Here is a 17,360-nt window from a genome sequence, read left to right on the forward strand (position 1 = left end):
AAAGGGCGTGCGAATGCTGCGACACGCGGCTTTGGGTATAAAGCCGCTTGTTTTACGGGAGATGGGGATATTTAGCTAAAACGAACTGATTAGAGGATCAGTTTGAGTTGCGGATAGGGCGCTGTTTGAAACGGAACTGCTTTTTTTCATACGCCAACCTGGGGGAGTGCGGCGTGGGAAGGGACTGGGCTTATAGCCAGCGTAGTTTCTCTTTTTTTGACAGGCTGAGCCTGGAGGAGCCACCTGCGTTGATTGGAAAAGCAGACAGAGGGAATGAACTTCGAGACGTAAAAAAGCACACAGGGCAGGCTGTGTGCGGATGAGGGTGTTAACGATCCCGACACCATTCAGGGGGAGAAATCCGCCCAGATTTAAAACTTGTCGGCGACTGAATCCAGCGCGTCGCGCAGCAAACCGGCAATTTCTTTTTGCCGTGGCGCAGGCATGCGCTCGGTAATGGCCGTGACACTCATGGCCAGAATGGGGCGGCCTTTGTGATCGCACAACGCGCAGCCCACACCCAAAGCACCGCGTACGGCGTAGTTGCCTACAACCGAGTAGCCCCGGATACGGGTGTTGGTGACCAACTGGCGCATCTCGCGCTGAGTCATGCCACCGTACTGATCCAGCTGATTGGCATTGCGTTCGATAATCTGCTCGATCGCTTCGTCCCCAAGTGTGGCCAGATAGGCCATGCCACCCGAACCCACGCCCAAAGGCTGACGCTTGCCTACATAAGTGGCCAGAATCTGTACCGGGTAGGGGCCAATTTCGCGCCACAGGCTAACAGAGTCGTCGCCATCGCGGCCCACCAGAAAGACCGCGTCGCCAGTCTGTTGAGCCAGCTCTTGCATGATGGGCTGCATGATGGTGACACGCGGGTCCAGTCCAAACAGGCCCTGATCCTGGCGCGTGGCGCTGTAGCGACGGCTATGGCTGCTGTTCTGGACCAGACCGTGATCGATCAGGGCGGCCAGCAGCCGGTAGATGGTGGGGCGCTGTAATTGCGTGGCGCGCGACAGGTCGGTGACGCTCAGCCCTTTGCCTTGATGATTCTGCAAAGTCTTGAGCACCAGCAGGCCGCGTTGCAAGGTGCGCGGCCCGGCCTGATCCTGCGGTTCTACGGTCTCGGGAGTGTTCATGCTTGAAAACAGCTATTGCTTACCGAAAAAGTAACTCAGTAAGAATATACGCCAGCCAAGAAAGTGTCCACTGTGTGATCGCTCATAAAAGACAATGCCCGCTGGGTGCAGCGGGCAAGAGGGGTTGCGCGTTTGAACGCAGGTTTTAGCGATGTTCCGGGCCTGCCGAGTCGTCTTTACGTTGTTCGGGGATGGGGTGGCCCGCTGTTTTGGCGGTCTTGATCATGGCGGTACACAGGCCGCGCAACATATCCACTTCGTCCAAACTAAGCTGGGCGCGCCCGAACAGGTGCTGCATGCGGGGCACCAGCTTCTTGGGGTGTTTGGGGTCGAGGAACTTGACGCTTTCAATGGCCTGTTCCCAGTGCTGTAGCAAGGCTTGCACTTTGGCTTGGGGAGCCAGCTCCTTGCCAGGGTCTGCCTTGCCATCCGTATGGGGCAGCAGGCTGGCACCGCTTTCAGCCAGCAGCGCGTAGCGCAATTCCCAGGCAGCCAGTTGCAAAGCCTGGGCGACATTCAGGGAACTGTATTCAGGATTGGCCGGAATATGGCAGACGTATTGGCACTGGCTGATGTGATCGTTGGTCAGGCCCACGCGTTCGGTCCCCAGCACAATGGCGACGGTTCCGGCGTGCTGGCGCAGATGCTCACGGCTCAGTTCGGCAGTCTGACGTATATCGGCGGCTGGCGGTCCTAAATAGCGGGGGCGGGCCGTCAGGGCAAAAGCCAGAGTGACCGGTTCCAGTGCATGCGCCAGAGTGGGAACAATAGTTGCTTGCTCCAAAACGTCTACGGCACCGCTGGCCAGCGAGATTGCCTGAGGGTTTTGTGCAACGTCCGGGTCTAGCGGGTCGACCAGGCATAAGTCGCCAAAGCCCATGGTTTTGATCGCTCGCGCTGCTGCGCCGACGTTTCCAGGGTGGCTGGGTTGCACCATAATGAAGCGAACCCGGTGAAAATTATCATCAAATGCCGATGCTTGCGTCTGAGTCATTTAAAATAGCTACTTTGAAGCTACGCTTCCTGTGTCTGCTCACGCGATTTTGCCCTGCAACAGGGCACGCCAGGCAGGCTCAATTATTGTTAAAAAAACGGAATTTCCATGCACCCGATGCTCAATACCGCCATCAAGGCGGCTCGCCGTGCCGGCACCATTATCTCTCGCGCCAGTCTGGACCTCCAGCACCTGTCGGTTGCGCGTAAAGGCCCTAAAGATTATGTCACGGAAGTGGATCGCGCAGCAGAGGAAGCCATCATTGAAGTATTGAGCGAAGCTTACCCCGACCACGGTTTTATCGGCGAGGAAACGGGCGAGCGCCCACCGCTGGAACCCGCAGGCGAAGGTACTCCCGAATACCAGTGGGTCATTGATCCTCTGGATGGCACCACCAACTTTATCCACGGCTTTCCGTGCTACGCAATTTCGATTGCCTTGATGCACCGTGGCCAGGCTGCCCATGCCGTCATTTACGACACTAACCGCAATGAAATGTTCACGGCCAGCCGTGGCGGTGGTGCCTTCCTGAACGACCGTCGTATTCGTGTGTCGGGCCAGACTCGTTACCACGATGCCTTGATCGGTGCACACGTGCCGGATTCGGGTGCAGGCGTGAAACCCACCTCCCCATTTGCCGATATGCTGGCCGAATGTGCTGCCGTGCGTCGCGTGGGTGCAACGGTTTTGGATCTGGCTTATGTGGCTGCAGGTCGTCTGGATGGCTTCTGCGCCGTCAATCTGCAACCTTGGGATCTGGCTGCCGGCACTTTGCTGGTGACCGAAGCCGGCGGTCTGGTGGGCGACTTTGAAGGCGAACAAACCTGGAAAGAGACTGGCAATGTGATTGCCGCCAGTCCGAAGATCTTTATTCAGATGCTGTCGCACCTGCAAGATTAAGAACCTAGACCCCGGCATTGCCGGGGTGTTCTTTTAATCACAGCGCCAAGGAGCTGAGATGGAGTGGTTGATGGACCCGACCGCCTGGGTTGGGTTACTCACACTGGTAGTTCTGGAAATTGTGCTGGGCATCGATAACCTGGTGTTCATTGCAATTTTGGTCGACAAGCTGCCTCCGGCGCAGCGCGACCGGGCTCGTGTGCTGGGCCTGTCACTGGCCTTGCTGATGCGCCTTGGCTTGCTCACGGTCATGTCCCATCTGGTGCAGCTGACCGACCCCTTGATCTCCATATTCAGTCTGGATTTTTCTGGCCGTGATCTGATCATGATCGTGGGTGGTTTTTTCCTGCTGTTCAAGGGCACACTGGAGCTGCACGAACGTATTGAGAACCGCAGCGCTCATGCTTCCGGCTCGCGCATGTATGCCAGCTTCTGGGTCATCGTGGCGCAGATCGTGGTGCTGGATGCCGTGTTCTCCATCGATGCGGTCATTACGGCGGTGGGTATGGTCGAGCACCTGCCCATCATGATGGCGGCGGTGGTCATTGCCATTGGCATCATGCTGGTTGCTTCCAAACCCTTGACGGCTTATATCAATAGTCGCCCCACGGTGGTGATCCTGTGCCTGGGCTTTTTGTTGATGATCGGCTTCTCCTTGCTGGTGGAAGGCTTTGGCGTACATGTACCCAAGGGTTACCTGTATGCGGCCATTTCCTTCTCCATCCTGATCGAAATGTTCAATCAGCTGGCGCGTCGCAAGTTGCGTATGCTGCAGGCAGGTCGTCCCATGCGTGAGCGTACGGCCGAGGCTGTGCTGCGCATGTTGGGCAAGCGTCCCGCTTCCGGTGAAACGGTCATCGGGCCGGATCTGCCCGGTGCAGCGGCGCAAATGGTGTTCGGTCAGGAAGAACGCAATATGGTCAGTGGTGTGCTGACTTTGTCCGAGCGTACCGTGCATTCGGTGATGACGCCGCGCAATGCGATTACCTGGGTGAATGTGCAGGACGATCCTGAGGTCCTGCGCGAAAAGATGACACATGAACCCCATAGCATGGTGCCAGTGTGTCGCGGTTCGCTCGATGAGGTTATTGGCATTGGTCGAAGCAAAGAATTACTGGCAGACCTGCTGATTCATGGTCATATCCGTCTGGACCAATTGCGTCAGCCGGTTTTTGTGTATGAGTCCATCGGGATTTTGGACCTGATGGAAACCATCAAGCAAAGCCGCGGGCAGTTGGTCATGGTGACGGACGAGTTCGGCACTATTGAAGGTTTGGTGACGCCTTTGGATATTTTCGAGGCGATTGCAGGCGACTTCCCCAGCGAGGACGAAACCCCCGATATTGTCCAGGAGTCCCAGGACCACTGGCTCCTGGACGGCTCCACCGACTTGCATCATCTGGAACAGATGCTGGGTGTGGATGGTCTGGTGGATGAAGAGGAAGAATATGCCACCCTGGCCGGTTATCTGCTGACGCGTTTCGGACAATTGCCCAAGGTGGGCGATGTGTGTGTGCTTGAGCAAAGCGATGCGGTGTATCGCTTCAAGGTGGAAGAGCTGGAAGGGCGTCGCATTTCGCAGGTCAGCCTGGAACGTGTGCCATATGATGATGAACAAATCGATCCATTTCTGGCGTCTTAATTTTTATTGGCTTTGATTCGGACAACATGACTGAGCAAACTCTCTATTTGTTGAAAGCCCTGTTTCTGGGGATTGTTGAGGGCATCACGGAATTCATTCCGGTTTCCAGTACGGCGCACTTGCTGATCCTGGGCTCCTGGATTGATTTTTCCTCGGGTGATGCCAAGGTCTTCGAGGTTGTCATTCAGTTTGGTTCGATTCTGGCCGTGATCTGGATTTTTCGCGCCCGTTTGATTCAGCTGATCACCGGGGTCTTGCGCGGAGATCGTACCGAGCTGATGTTCACTCGCAATCTGCTGATTGCCTTTTTGCCCGCTGCCGTTATTGGTGCTTTGACGATTCAGTACGTCAAAGCCTTGTTCCATCACCAGATTGTGTTTGTGTTCACGCTGGTATTGGGTGGTTTGTTGATGCTGTGGGTCGAGCGCAAACCGCAGTACGCGAAGAACACGTCGGAGCTGGATCAGGGTGAAACCGCCACCTCGCAAAAGGCTACCGCCTTTGCCTTGGAAGAGATCACCTGGAAGCAGGCTTTGGTGGTTGGGTTTGCCCAGTGCATTGCCATGGTGCCAGGTACTTCACGTTCGGGCGCCACTATTATCGGCGGCATGCTGGCCGGTATTCAGCGCAAGACCGCCACGGAGTTTTCTTTCTTCCTGGCCATGCCAACCATGCTGGCTGCTACGGTTTACGACCTGTATCGCAACGGTGCGTCCTTGAGTGCAGATCAAAGTACCGCGATTATGGTGGGCTTTGTTGCTGCTTTCTTTAGCGCCTTGTTCCTGGTGAAGGCCGTGCTGCGCTTTGTGTCCAGTCGCACCTATCGTCCTTTTGCCTGGTATCGGATTGCGTTGGGCGGAGTATTGTTTGTGTGGCTGATGACTTAGACCTTTGCCGCCTAAGATGTTTTGAAATCCCCGCTTGCTTGATCTGCCAGCGGGGATTTTTCTTTTCAGGGAGGCTCGGTAAATGTCGTCTTTTCACGCACATACTCTACCTACCTATCTATCTATTTATCTGTCTAGCTGTCTATCCGTCTGTCTGTCCGCGTATCTAGCGATGTACCAATTTGGTAGGCACTTTTTTGGTGATTATTGTGTGCAAGGGTTTGTTGGCAAATAGCAGGTTTGTCGCCCGTCATTTGGTCTGGCTTGGCTTCGATACGCTGCTGCTTATTGAAGGGAGCTTGGTCTCAGCAAGACGCCTCTCGGTTCGTCTGCCCCGGTATCCGGGCGGTTCAGACTGCTTGCCGCAGGCGGTGTTCGGATACGGGGTGCAAGCGCCCTTCTGTTTGAGCGGGGCGCTTGTGTCTTGTCCGGTGGACAAGACACCCCGCGAGTTAAGGGCGCGCCCGTATCCGAACACCGACCAGGGTACCGGTGCGCAGCACCGGCAAGTAGTCAGCCCGGATACCGGGGCAGACGAACCGAGAGGCTCACAGTGAGGAAGGGACAAGCAGCCTTGCTGCTCATGGCGCCAAGAGTCGGTGGTCGGGCACGAGACCAGCCTTCGGTGGTCCGCTTTGGTTGCCGCGAGCGAAAGTATCTTGTTGGCAAAAATCACGGTCTTTTTTGCGTTTTTGAGGGGGCAATTGGGCTCGACGGGCGAGTCAGGGCTCTGGCCGCAGGCTCTTGCAGTATCCAGGATGCAAGCCCTGTGCTGTTTGAGCGGGGCGCTTGTGGTTCGTCCGGGGGACGAGCCACCCCGCGAGTTCACAGGGCGCCTGGATACTGCAAGAGACCAGGGAACCCGTGCGCAGCACGGGCCGGAGACCCGCCAAGTCGAGCCCAATTGCCCCCTCAAAAATGCTTATGCAGCCACCTTGATTCGTGCCACCAGCACCGTGTGAAGAAAAACAGGTTTTATCGCAAGAAGGAATAAAAAGGCGTGGAGCTTAAACCTAGCTGGCTGTAGATGAAGTCACTCTTACTGGGGTCCCAGTGTCTGACACTGATCCTCTTGCCCCCACTGATGCAGACAGAGCTGTACACCTTCAATGCTGATATAGCCGCCCCGTCGTCCTCCTTCCGAGGAGTCAGATTCCCAATCCGGGAGTACCCAGCGGCGTACCGGCTCAAAGCCGGGAATGTCATGTACTGCAGGGCGATGTGTATGGCCATGAACCATGGCCTGCACAGGATGCGCCTCGCAGGCTGCCACAATAGCTGCAGGCTGCACATCCATGATGTCTTTGGACTTGTATTGCTTGCCGCGCTGGCTACCGGCGCGGGCTGAATCGGCAATACGCTGACGCAAGCTTAAAGGGCAGGCCAGATAGAGTTTCTGGAGCCAGGGTTTGCGTACCCAATGGCGAAAGCGTTGATAGGCCAGATCGTCCAGGCAGTACTCGTCGCCGTGCGACATCAGAATTAGGCCGGCAGAAGTGTCCAGAACGACTTGATCGGGCAATAGCGTGGCGTGAACATGGCGGGCGTAGGTTTGGCCCAGCAGGAAATCGCGATTGCCGCGCATCAGATACAGCGGATGCTGCTGCGCGAATGTGCGCAGCGCCTCACTGACTTGAGCAAGCCAGGGAGCAGGGTGGGCGATTTGATCGTCACCAATCCAGGCATTGAAAATATCACCGCCCAGGATCAAGGCATGAGCTTGATGCTGGGCGGAGTGCAGAAACTGCAGGAAATCCTGAACGGTGTCTGGATTGTCCGGACCCAGATGCAGGTCCGCAGCAATCCAGATGTTGCCCGCAAGCGTGAGCTTATTCGACAAGCGTGGCTTTTTCCAGAACGACGTCCTCAACGGGCACGTCTTGGTGGAAGCCCTTGTTGCCGGTGCGCACGGTCTTGATCTTGTCGACCACGTCCATGCCTTCGATCACGCGGCCAAATACGGCGTAGCCCCAGCCATTGGCGGTAGGAGCGGTGAAGTTCAGGAAGTCGTTGTCAGCCACGTTGATGAAGAACTGAGCCGTAGCCGAGTGTGGGTCGGAGGTGCGAGCCATGGCCAGGGTGTACTTGTCGTTCTTCAAACCGTTGTCGGCTTCGTTCTTGACAGGAGCGTTGGTGGCTTTTTGCTTCATGTCGGCCTCAAAGCCGCCGCCCTGGATCATGAAGTTGTTGATCACACGGTGAAACACGGTGCCGTCGTAAAAACCGCTGGACACGTAGTCCACAAAGTTGGCTACGGTGTTGGGGGCTTTTTCTGCGTTCAGTTCGATCAGGATGGTGCCCTGGTTCGTCTGCAGTTGGACGCGTGGAGAGGTGCTCATAGAAGTGCCTTCAGAAGAAGTGGAAGAATCTGCTGCCATAGCCGGACTGCTCATCATAGGCATAGCCATACAGGCAGCAATAAGCAGGGTGCGCAAGCTGCGAGCCTGATCACACCATTGAAATGTGCTTGCAAACATAAGATAGGGACAACCCAGTCAAGGAAAAATCTTATTGTTGCAGAATTTGGCCAGTTTGTTGCGCACGCTGGGCTGCTTTGGGCACACCACTGGCGGCGGCCTGACGGTAGGTGTCATTGGCCAGCATCAGTTGGACTTCACCCATATTGGCGCGGGCCAGTGCATAGGAGGGATCGGCGGTCAAAGCCATTTTCAGGGCTTCCAGGGCCAGGTCCAGCTTGTCCTGCGCAATGTACTCGGCCGCCAGATTATTCCAGGGCTCGGGCAACTCCGGGTAATAGGTGGTCATGTTCTGGTAAAGGCTGATGGCGCCATTGTGGTCACCACTGGCCGACAGGGCGCGTGCCTTCAAAAACAGCAACTGCACATTGGCACCGGGCTCGCCCCGGTCCTTGCGTTGCTCCAGCTGTTTTTCGATCGCCTGCAAGGCGTCGGCATGACGGCCCTGGGCAATCAAGGTGCTGATGCGCTGGCTGACTTCAGCGGCGCTAAGCGGCAAAGAGGTATCGACGCTGGGGGCCAGCACGTCCAGAGCACGGGCCAGACCCTTCCAGCCACGTTCAGGTTCGGGAGCGATATCCAGCAAGGGATCGTTCACCCGCGCACTGGGCGGGGGCAAATCGGGCAGGGATTGGGCGCTCACGTTTTGACCCAGGGCCAGAAAAAGGGCCAGGGTGCAAGGAGCGAGAAACCGAGTCCGTCTAGGTGTACTGAACACAGAGGGGGCGCCTATAAAATCTGGCTTGAAGACCAGGAAGGTTGGTAGATTGCTGCCTTTAACGAGGTCTGCTTGCTATACTTATTGACCATCATTCTAACCTTGCCTCTTGCCGGGCGGGAAATACGGAACCTGATCCAAGGGCAATTGTTCTGGCACAAGGTTCCGATTTTATGACGATTACAGGCCATGTTGCGCATTTATAACTCGTTGTCACGCTCTAAAGAGGTGTTTTCTCCGGTTGAACCGGGCCACGTGCGTATGTACGTCTGTGGCATGACGGTGTACGACTTCTGTCACCTGGGGCACGCTCGTATGCTGGTCAGCTTTGACATCGTGCAGCGCTGGTTGCGAGCAAGCGGCTATCGCGTCTCCTATGTGCGCAATATTACCGATATTGATGACAAGATCATCCGCCGTGCCGTCGAGCGCAAGCAACTGATGTCTCAGGTAACGGACTTCTATATTGCCGCCATGCATGCCGACGAAAAGGCCCTGGGTGTGCAAAGCCCTGACTCGGAACCACGCGCCACGCAGCACGTGCCCGATATGCTGGGCATTATTGCCAAGCTGGAAGAAAACGGCCTGGCCTATCAGTCCGAAGACGGTGATGTGAACTACGCCGTGCGTCAGTTCCCCGGCTACGGCAAATTGTCGGGTCGCTCTTTGGATGATCTGCGTGCCGGTGAGCGTGTTGCCCTGAACTCGGCCAAGCGTGACCCTCTGGATTTTGTGCTGTGGAAGTCGGCTAAAGAAGACGAACCCGCCGAATCCAAATGGGAATCCTCGTACGGCCTGGGCCGTCCGGGCTGGCACATCGAATGTTCGGCCATGAGCAAGGCGCTGCTGGGCCTGCCCCTGGATATTCACGGCGGTGGCCCGGACTTGAAGTTCCCTCACCACGAAAACGAAATTGCCCAAACGGAAGGCGCCTTTGGCGGCCAGTTGGCCAATGTCTGGATGCACTGCGGTCCCCTGATGGTGGACTCGGAGAAAATGTCCAAGTCCCTGGGCAACTTCCGTCGCATCCGCGATACCGTGGCGCCCGAAGGTCTGGCCGACGAAGAAAGCAGCTACATCGCCAATCCGCGTGAAGCTGAAATGCTGCGCTTCTTTATTGTGCGCAATCATTACCGCAGCTTGCAAAACTACGCGCCAGATAATCTGCGCGATGCTCAGCAGGCTTTGGACCGTCTGTACCAGACCCTTCAACACGTTCCTGCCGCCGACGTCCAAATTGACTGGACTCAAGGCCCCGCTTTGGCTTTTGCCGAAGCCATGAATGACGATTTCAATACTGCCGGTGCTATTGCCGTTCTGTTTGAGCTGGCTGGCCAAGCCAACCGCGACAAGGATGCGCAGGCCGCTGGTTTGATGCGTGCTCTGGGTGGCGTGATTGGTCTTTTGCAGGTGGACCCCGCCGTCTACTGGCGCGCCAGCACACGCTTTGGTCAGGCGGCCAGCGTGGCCGGTGCCGACTCCTTGAGCGACGCCCAGATTGACGAGCTTCTGGCGGAACGCGGCCAGGCTAAACAGAATCGCGACTTTGCGCGCGCCGACGCCATCCGTGAGCAGCTTAAAGAGCAGGGCGTAGAGCTGGAAGATCGGCCAGGTGGAGCAACACAATGGCGCAGGGCCTAAGCGGCGTTCAATCCGGCCCTCAAGTTCGTTTGGTGGGCAAACCTGATTACTGGGACGACGCGTGCGCCCAGCTGATGAAGCGCGATCGTATCTTGCGCAAGCTCATCCCCCAGCATGGCGACTACTGGCTACAACATCAGGCTCCGGCTTTCACCACTTTGGTGCGTTCCATTGTGGGCCAGCAACTGGCCTCGCGTACGGCGGACCAGCTGTGGCGCAAGCTGCTGGACGGTTGCGGCCAGCCACTCTCGCCTGAACTTATTTTGGAACTGGGTTACGAGGCCCTGCATGGTTTGGGCTTGCCCAAACGCAAGGCCGAATACATTGTTGATTTGGCGACTCACTTTGATGCTCGTAAAATCGACCCCCAGGCATGGCAGTCCCTGTCTGACGAAGCCGTTATTGCAGACCTGTGCGCCATTCGTGGCGTAGGTCGCTGGACGGCAGATATGTTTCTGATTTTCAACTTGCACAGACCCGATGTTCTCCCCTTGGATGATGCGGGCCTGCTCAAGGCAATCTCTCAGCACTATTTCAGCGGCGAGCCGGTATCCCGGTTCGAGGCGCGTGAAGTTGCCCAAGCGTGGGCACCGTGGTGCACGGTGGCTACCTGGCATCTGTGGCGCAGTCTGAACACAGTTGCGGTACGATATTAAATTAGGCCTAAACCTTAAGAACCGACATGCGAAATACATTCCTGGAATTTGAGCAGCCTTTGGCCGAGCTCGAAGGCAAAATCGAAGAGCTCCGCTATGTGCAATCTGATTCCGCTGTGGATATTTCAGAGGAACTCAGCCGTCTGCAGCAAAAAAGCCAGACGCTGGCCAAGAACATTTACGCCAAGCTCACGCCTTGGCAAACGGCCCTGGTTGCTCGCCATCCACAACGTCCATATACGCTGGACTATGTAAACCAGATCTTCTCGGACTTCCACGAGCTGCATGGCGATCGCATGTATGCGGACGACCTGGCAATTGTGGGTGGTCTGGCTCGTTTCAACGGCACTCCTTGCATGGTGATTGGTCACCAGAAAGGTCGTGACACCAAAGAGCGCGCCCGTCGCAACTTTGGCATGCCGCGCCCCGAAGGCTACCGTAAAGCCCTGCGCTTGATGAGGTTGGCGGAAAAATTTGGTATCCCTGTCTTTACCTTCATTGATACTCCCGGCGCCTACCCTGGTATTGGCGCTGAAGAGCGTGGCCAGTCCGAGGCAATCGGTCACAACCTGTTTGCCATGGCCAAACTGCGTGTACCTATCATCTCCACCATTATTGGTGAAGGCGGTTCGGGTGGTGCGTTGGCGATTGCCGTGGGTGACGTGGTCTCCATGCTGCAATACTCCACCTACGCCGTGATCTCGCCCGAAGGTTGTGCCTCGATTCTGTGGCGTAGTGCGGACAAGGCGCCCGTGGCGGCTGAGGCCCTGGCCATTACCGCTCCCCGTCTGAAAGAACTGGGCCTGGTCGATCGCGTGATCAACGAGCCCATTGGTGGCGCACATCGCGATCCCACCATGATGGCGCGCCAATTGGGCCGTGCCCTGGCTGATGCCTTGCGTCAGGTCTCGGGCCTGAGCACCGAACAACTGCTGGCGCAGCGTATGGAACGTCTCCTGGCCTACGGCCGTTATCAGGAAGTTCGTGCCTGATCCATTGCCTTCCAGTCAGCTGGGGGGCTTTAGCCCCTCACCCCCGCTGCTGGAGGCGCTTAACCATCACCTAAGTTTTAAAAGCGGCGATAGCGTCGCTGTCGCCTTAAGTGGTGGTGCGGACTCGGCAATGCTGGCGGTACATACCCATCTTTGGGCCAGCCGCCGCAAAGTCACACTTCATTTTTTCCATATTCATCACGGCCTGCAAGCCATTGCCGATCAGTGGCAAGCGCATGTGCATGACTTGGCTGCGCGTTTGCAGCGACCCTGTCACAGCTTGCGGGTCCAGGTACAGTCCCGCCGTCTAAGCGCAGATGGCATGGAATCCGCCGCGCGAGATGCCCGCTATCAAGGCCTGGCTGAACTGGCGCACTTTGTTGGCTTGCAGCATGTGCTGCTGGCTCATCATCAAGATGATCAGGCCGAAACGGTTCTGATGCGTTTGCTGCGAGGCACGGGTACAACCGGTCTGGGGGCGATGGCACCCCGTATGCAGCGCGATCAATTGCAGTACTGGCGACCCTGGCTGGAGCAGCCCAGGGCACTTATTCTTCAAGCCAGTGATGCGTTTGCCGCAGCCACGGGCTGGCATGCGGTACAAGATCCCACCAATATCAATCCTGATTACACCCGTGGCGCAGTGCGCGATTTGCTCACGCCTGTACTCGACGCGCGCTGGCCGGGCTGGCAAAGCCGTTTGCAGCGTCAAGCCCAGCTAAGCCGCGAAACGCAGGAAGTATTGGATAGTGTGGCCAGCCAGGACTGGCAGACACTGGAACCTGATGAAACAGGACGCAGTTTCAGTTTGGTGGCGTGGCGTAGCCTGGAGCCAGCGCGGCAAAGCTTGGTGCTCCGTTATTGGTTGCAGGAGCAGGGAGCTGGCTTGCCTACGCAAGCGCGTCTGGCAGAACTGCTCAAGCAACTGCGCGGGCTGCATGCCCGGGGGCACGACAGAAATTTGATGTGGAAGCATGGACAGAACCTGGTGCGCTGTGTGCGAGGCCGGGTGCAGATCGAATCTGCCGGTCCAGGCGACCAGCAAGCAGGCCTGGTGGCCGATCAAGCAAGTAAGTAGTTTGGGGTGGCCTGTGGCAGGAGCGTGGGCTATGGTGTTGAGTCGACAAAGTATGTGTTTTTTTGCGTGTGTATGTGGTAGAGCCTGCGCTTGGGGCACAGAAAGTCGTTAGAATAGTTGGGTTTTGTGTCTATCCCAGACCTTAGCCCTTTGATGCAGAGTAAAAGATGTCCCTGATCGTACATAAATATGGCGGCACGTCGATGGGCTCGATCGAGCGCATCCAGAATGTGGCGCGTCGGGTTGCCAAATGGCATGCCGCCGGGCACCAAGTTGTGGTGGTTCCTTCGGCCATGTCCGGTGAAACCAACCGTTTGCTAGGCCTGGCCAAAGAACTGAGCATTCAGCCTGATCCGCGCGAGCTGGATATGCTGGCCGCTACGGGCGAACAAGCCAGTAGCGCTTTGTTGGCCATGGCCTTGGCTGCCCAGGGCGTTCCCGCCCGCAGCTATGCCGGTTGGCAAGTTCCCGTCAAGACCGACAATGCCTACACCCGTGCCCGCATTAGTTCTATTGATGACACCCGCATTCGCCAGGATCTGGACGCAGGCCGTGTGGTCGTTGTGACCGGCTTCCAGGGTGTGGATGATGAAGGCAATATCACGACCCTGGGTCGTGGTGGCTCGGATACTTCCGCGGTGGCTGTTGCCGCTGCCATGAAGGCCAGCGAATGCCTGATCTTTACCGATGTGGATGGTGTCTACACCACCGACCCGCGCGTCGTGCCCGAAGCACGTCGCATGAAAGTGCTGTCCTTTGAAGAAATGCTGGAAATGGCCTCTTTGGGCTCCAAAGTTCTTCAAATCCGGTCTGTGGAATTTGCTGGCAAGTACAAGGTGCCTGTGCGCGTCTTGTCCTCCATGACCGACCCCATGATTTCGCTCGAAGAAGAAATGTCTTCGGGTACGCTGATTACTTTCGAGGAAGACCAAAAAATGGAAGCTGCCGTTGTCTCTGGCATCGCCTTCAGCCGTGATGAAGCCAAGTTCACCCTGCGTGCCGTTCCTGACACCCCCGGCGTGGCCTATTCCATTCTGGGCCCGATCGCAGCGGCCAACATCGAAGTCGACATGATTTTGCAGAACCTGTCGGTTCAGGGCACCACAGACTTTTCCTTTACCGTCAGCCGCAATGACGCGCTGCGTACCAAGGAACTGCTGATGAACCAGGTCGGCCCGGCTGTGGGTGCTGGCGAAATCGTGTTTGACGAAGCCGTGTGCAAAGTGTCCATCGTCGGTATTGGCATGCGTAACCACGCTGGTATTGCCAGCTCCATGTTCCGCGCCTTGTCCGAAGAGGGCATCAACATCCAGATGATCAGCACCAGCGAGATCAAGACCTCGGTGATTATTGCCGACAAGTACATGGAATTGGCGGTGCGTGCTCTGCACAAGACGTTCGAGCTGGATCAGGAAAAATAATCCCTTTAGCTATTTGCATTGGTTTTTTAAAAATGCTATAGTTACTTCTTTCCTAGAGCTGGAGACGTGGCCGAGAGGTTGAAGGTACTCCCCTGCTAAGGGAGCATACGGCTTATACCCGTATCGAGGGTTCGAATCCCTCCGTCTCCGCCAGCTGGAATTAAATCAAGCCCTTGTTTTCAAGGGCTTTTTTTATTGTCTGTCGCATAGCGCCGCCCGTGTTCGGACCCGCGCTCAAGTTTGGCTTTGTGCAAACCTGGCTCTGGTTCAGGCAGCAAGAGCGACAACAAGACGGCATCACGCCTTTCCAAACACAAGAAAAAAAATAATTGTTACTTTTTTATTTTTGCCAATTCAGGCAAAGTGAAATCGTAGAGAGTCCTTGGCGGCAGCGTTTCAAACAGCATGAATTTTTAAAGTGCAAGACTTTTCAACCCAAGGCGGTAGAGGATTGAAAAGGCTGTGTCGTTTTTGGCACAGACAAAGAAAAGCAGTCATTCCCGTGCTTACAATCGACGAATGTGTTTTACGTCGTTCAAGACGGGTGGTCTTGTTTTTTAGGGCGAGCGATGATTAAACGAGTCCTCTGTATCTGTAGCATGGCCTTGATGGGCCTGCCTTTTTTGGCATCGTCAACTGAGCTGGCATTGGATGACCAGGTTGTGACTCGTTATGTGCAAAGCCTGGGTGAGATCTTGCCGGTGCTGCAAACCGTAGAGCGTAGCGAACCGGTTTGGGATGGCGGGCTGCCAGACGGTTTCCCACCCATGCTGGAGGTGGATCAGGTCGAGCGCGGTTCGGACATTTACCGTCAATTGAACAGCCTGACGCAAAAGTATGGCTTTGCCGGACTGGAGCAATGGGATAGCGTGGGACGCCATATCTGGCTGACTCGTCTCTATATCCAGGAGCGCGAAGATCTGGACTCGGTTTACGAGCAGCTGGATGCGCTGGAAGCGGCCTTGCGCGATAACGCACGCCAATACTCTACGGCTGAACTGGAGCAGTTGATGCGCACCTTCCAGATCAGTAAAAACCATATCCTGCGTCTGGTTGCAACCCGTAGCGATGTGCCGCCGGTACAGGCTCATCTGGCTGAACTGGACGCTGCCCTGGCTTCCCTAGAATAAGCAACTAATCCGCTTTTTCCATTTTCTCGGGCGTCGCAATGGCGTCTGTTCAAGATTTGTTACCAGCAATACTGTCCATTTGTCATATTTTGACGCTTCTTTTCTGAGCGTGACAGAGGGAATCGGGGATAATTGCGCTCTGATTGAAATCTAGTGGGAAGACTGAAGCGTCATGCGTATCATCTTGATTTTGTTGGGGGCCGCTGTGCTGGCCTACCTGATTGCCAAAGGCATACGGCAACTGATGGTGGAACGTCGTCAATTAAAAGACCAGACGCGTCAGCCACATAAAGGAAGCCGTGATGAGCACTGATAAAAATCCATTTACTAAACTGGCCGCTAAAACAAAGCCAGAAGGTGGCCCTGCCAATTACTCCAAGGGACTGAGTTTCCTGGGGGCGGCGGTTGTTATTTTCCTGATCCTGATCGTGGCCTCCATGGGCTCGTTCTTGCAGGTGGACCAGGGTGAACGTGGCGTGGTGCTGCGTAACGGTAAGCTGGTTCGCGTGGCCGAACCTGGTCTGGACTTCAAGGTTCCGTTCTTTGACACGGTACGTACCATTTCGGTACGTGATCACACGGTTCGCATGCAGCTTGAGGCGTACAGTTTTGACCAGCAGTCCGCTTCCATGGTGGCTTCGGTAACATACCGCGTGCCTGAAACTGATGTGGCTCAGCTGTATTCCGAGTACGGTTCACTCGATGCCCTGGAAGCTCGCTTGCTGGAACGCAAGGCTCTGGATGTGATCAAGAACGTGTTTGGTAAGTACACTGCTGCTCAGTCGATTCAGAATCGTGAAAAGCTGGGTGCTGACATCAACGAAGCCATGCGCGTGACCCTGGAGTCCGCTCCTTTGCAAATGATGGGCGTGCAGGTTGAGGAAGTGTCGTTCTCCAAAGCCTATGAGCAATCGATTGAAAACCGCATGTTGGCCCAGGTTCAAATTGAAACCACCCGCCAGCAAAAAGAAACTGCTTCCATTCAGGCTGAAATCAAAGTGGTTCAGGCTGAAGCAGAAGCCCGCGCTCAGCGCGAACGCTACATGGCCGAAGCTGACGGTATTCGTCTGCGTGGTGACGCCGAAGCCAAGGCCATTTCTGCCAGGGCCCAGGCATTGGCCCAGAATACCAATCTGGTCAATTTGAATGCTGTGGAAAAATGGGACGGTAAGTTGCCAGAAAGTCTGGTTCCCGGTTCCGCCATGCCATTTATTGGACTGCGTTAATCTCCAGGCAGTCACTGACCTGAACAGGTTTTCTTCGGTAGCGTTACGGGATAGGTAACGCTACCGTTTATTTTTCCAAGGAGTTACGGATGAATGAGGAAAGGAACCCGGTCCCACAAGGCGACGGTACAAACCAGTTGGTCAGTCTGCGTAATCTGACTCTGATCAATTACGCGCTGTACATCTTGTCCATGTTTGGCGGCATCACCGCCCTGGTCGCCATCATCATCAACTACATCAAGCGCGATGAAGTGCGCGGCACCTATCTGGAGTCGCACTTTGATTGGCAAATCCGTACGTTCTGGTGGGGATTGCTTGGTGTGGCGCTGTCTTTCTTGTTGATGGCGATTCTGGTCGGTTTCGTGACCATCGTGATTGTCAGCGTGTGGATTCTGTACCGTCTGATCAAGGGCCTGCTGGCTCTGAATGACGGCAAGGCGATTGCCTGATCGCCGG

Annotated in this window: 17 protein-coding genes and 1 tRNA gene; 13 read left to right on the forward strand and 5 right to left on the reverse strand. The window is 56.0% G+C overall.

What is annotated here, in order from left to right; translation table 11 throughout:
• Positions 1 to 371: 371 nt before the first annotated feature.
• Together NBV64_RS05355 and NBV64_RS05360 are read right to left on the reverse strand one after the other, a co-directional pair.
• The gene (locus tag NBV64_RS05355) at positions 372 to 1,142 is read right to left on the reverse strand and encodes an IclR family transcriptional regulator (protein ID WP_022983524.1); all 771 of its coding nucleotides are present in this window, start codon (positions 1,140 to 1,142) and stop codon (positions 372 to 374) included.
• A gap of 145 nt (positions 1,143 to 1,287) precedes the next feature.
• Positions 1,288 to 2,136 (reverse strand): RNA methyltransferase, encoded by an 849-nt coding sequence (locus tag NBV64_RS05360; RefSeq protein WP_250756830.1) that lies wholly within the window; start codon positions 2,134 to 2,136, stop codon positions 1,288 to 1,290.
• 108 nt (positions 2,137 to 2,244) lie between these two features.
• Between NBV64_RS05360 and NBV64_RS05365 the strand changes: the two genes are divergently transcribed.
• Genes NBV64_RS05365 through NBV64_RS05375 form a run of 3 tightly spaced genes read left to right on the forward strand, consistent with a single transcriptional unit; the run spans position 2,245 to position 5,565 of the window.
• Positions 2,245 to 3,036, forward strand: a complete 792-nt coding sequence (locus NBV64_RS05365; protein WP_009457824.1) for an inositol monophosphatase family protein — start codon at positions 2,245 to 2,247, stop codon at positions 3,034 to 3,036.
• Between the two features lie 58 nt (positions 3,037 to 3,094).
• The gene (locus NBV64_RS05370) at positions 3,095 to 4,678 is read left to right on the forward strand and encodes a TerC family protein (protein ID WP_250756831.1); all 1,584 of its coding nucleotides are present in this window, start codon (positions 3,095 to 3,097) and stop codon (positions 4,676 to 4,678) included.
• A gap of 26 nt (positions 4,679 to 4,704) precedes the next feature.
• On the forward strand, positions 4,705 to 5,565 hold the full coding sequence (locus NBV64_RS05375) for an undecaprenyl-diphosphate phosphatase (protein ID WP_250756832.1): 861 nt from the start codon (positions 4,705 to 4,707) through the stop codon (positions 5,563 to 5,565).
• A 1,039-nt stretch (positions 5,566 to 6,604) separates the two neighbouring features.
• On the opposite strand, the gene NBV64_RS05380 is transcribed toward NBV64_RS05375, so the two are convergent.
• The 3 genes from NBV64_RS05380 to NBV64_RS05390 all read right to left on the reverse strand — a co-directional run bounded on the left by NBV64_RS05380 (position 6,605) and on the right by NBV64_RS05390 (position 8,685).
• Positions 6,605 to 7,405 (reverse strand): UDP-2,3-diacylglucosamine diphosphatase, encoded by an 801-nt coding sequence (locus NBV64_RS05380; protein WP_009457818.1) that lies wholly within the window; start codon positions 7,403 to 7,405, stop codon positions 6,605 to 6,607.
• The gene (locus NBV64_RS05385; protein WP_045931048.1) at positions 7,395 to 7,904 is read right to left on the reverse strand and encodes a peptidylprolyl isomerase; all 510 of its coding nucleotides are present in this window, start codon (positions 7,902 to 7,904) and stop codon (positions 7,395 to 7,397) included. Before NBV64_RS05385 ends, NBV64_RS05380 begins: the two co-directional genes overlap by 11 nt.
• Positions 7,905 to 8,073: 169 nt before the next feature.
• Entirely contained in the window at positions 8,074 to 8,685 is a 612-nt protein-coding gene (locus NBV64_RS05390; protein ID WP_226348582.1) for a tetratricopeptide repeat protein, read from the reverse strand.
• 264 nt (positions 8,686 to 8,949) lie between these two features.
• On the opposite strand from NBV64_RS05390, the gene cysS reads away from it, so the two are divergent.
• The 10 genes from cysS (at position 8,950) to NBV64_RS05440 (ending at position 17,353) form a co-directional block, all read left to right on the forward strand.
• Positions 8,950 to 10,401 (forward strand): cysteine--tRNA ligase, encoded by a 1,452-nt coding sequence (gene cysS / locus NBV64_RS05395; protein ID WP_035270889.1) that lies wholly within the window; start codon positions 8,950 to 8,952, stop codon positions 10,399 to 10,401.
• Positions 10,386 to 11,057 (forward strand): DNA-3-methyladenine glycosylase family protein, encoded by a 672-nt coding sequence (locus NBV64_RS05400; RefSeq protein WP_250756833.1) that lies wholly within the window; start codon positions 10,386 to 10,388, stop codon positions 11,055 to 11,057. Before cysS ends, NBV64_RS05400 begins: the two co-directional genes overlap by 16 nt.
• 26 nt (positions 11,058 to 11,083) lie before the next feature.
• Entirely contained in the window at positions 11,084 to 12,049 is a 966-nt protein-coding gene (locus NBV64_RS05405) for an acetyl-CoA carboxylase carboxyltransferase subunit alpha (RefSeq protein ID WP_022983527.1), read from the forward strand.
• A 130-nt stretch (positions 12,050 to 12,179) separates the two neighbouring features.
• The gene (gene tilS, locus NBV64_RS05410) at positions 12,180 to 13,127 is read left to right on the forward strand and encodes a tRNA lysidine(34) synthetase TilS (RefSeq protein WP_041202996.1); all 948 of its coding nucleotides are present in this window, start codon (positions 12,180 to 12,182) and stop codon (positions 13,125 to 13,127) included.
• 167 nt (positions 13,128 to 13,294) lie between these two features.
• Positions 13,295 to 14,548 (forward strand): aspartate kinase, encoded by a 1,254-nt coding sequence (locus NBV64_RS05415; RefSeq protein WP_022983529.1) that lies wholly within the window; start codon positions 13,295 to 13,297, stop codon positions 14,546 to 14,548.
• A 60-nt stretch (positions 14,549 to 14,608) separates the two neighbouring features.
• Positions 14,609 to 14,701: transfer RNA gene (locus tag NBV64_RS05420), tRNA-Ser, on the forward strand.
• Positions 14,702 to 15,117: 416 nt separating this feature from the next.
• Positions 15,118 to 15,678 (forward strand): hypothetical protein, encoded by a 561-nt coding sequence (locus tag NBV64_RS05425; RefSeq protein ID WP_230940584.1) that lies wholly within the window; start codon positions 15,118 to 15,120, stop codon positions 15,676 to 15,678.
• Between the two features lie 172 nt (positions 15,679 to 15,850).
• A complete protein-coding gene (locus NBV64_RS05430; RefSeq protein ID WP_022983530.1) occupies positions 15,851 to 15,991 on the forward strand; it encodes a hypothetical protein in 141 nt (46 codons plus the stop codon).
• A complete protein-coding gene (locus tag NBV64_RS05435) occupies positions 15,981 to 16,904 on the forward strand; it encodes a prohibitin family protein (RefSeq protein WP_009457801.1) in 924 nt (307 codons plus the stop codon). Before NBV64_RS05430 ends, NBV64_RS05435 begins: the two co-directional genes overlap by 11 nt.
• A gap of 89 nt (positions 16,905 to 16,993) precedes the next feature.
• Positions 16,994 to 17,353, forward strand: a complete 360-nt coding sequence (locus tag NBV64_RS05440; protein WP_009457799.1) for a DUF4870 family protein — start codon at positions 16,994 to 16,996, stop codon at positions 17,351 to 17,353.
• Positions 17,354 to 17,360: the final 7 nt, after the last annotated feature.

The sequence above is a fragment of the Alcaligenes sp. DN25 genome (genome assembly GCF_023674485.1).
In the GTDB taxonomy this organism is placed as follows: domain Bacteria; phylum Pseudomonadota; class Gammaproteobacteria; order Burkholderiales; family Burkholderiaceae_B; genus Alcaligenes; species Alcaligenes phenolicus.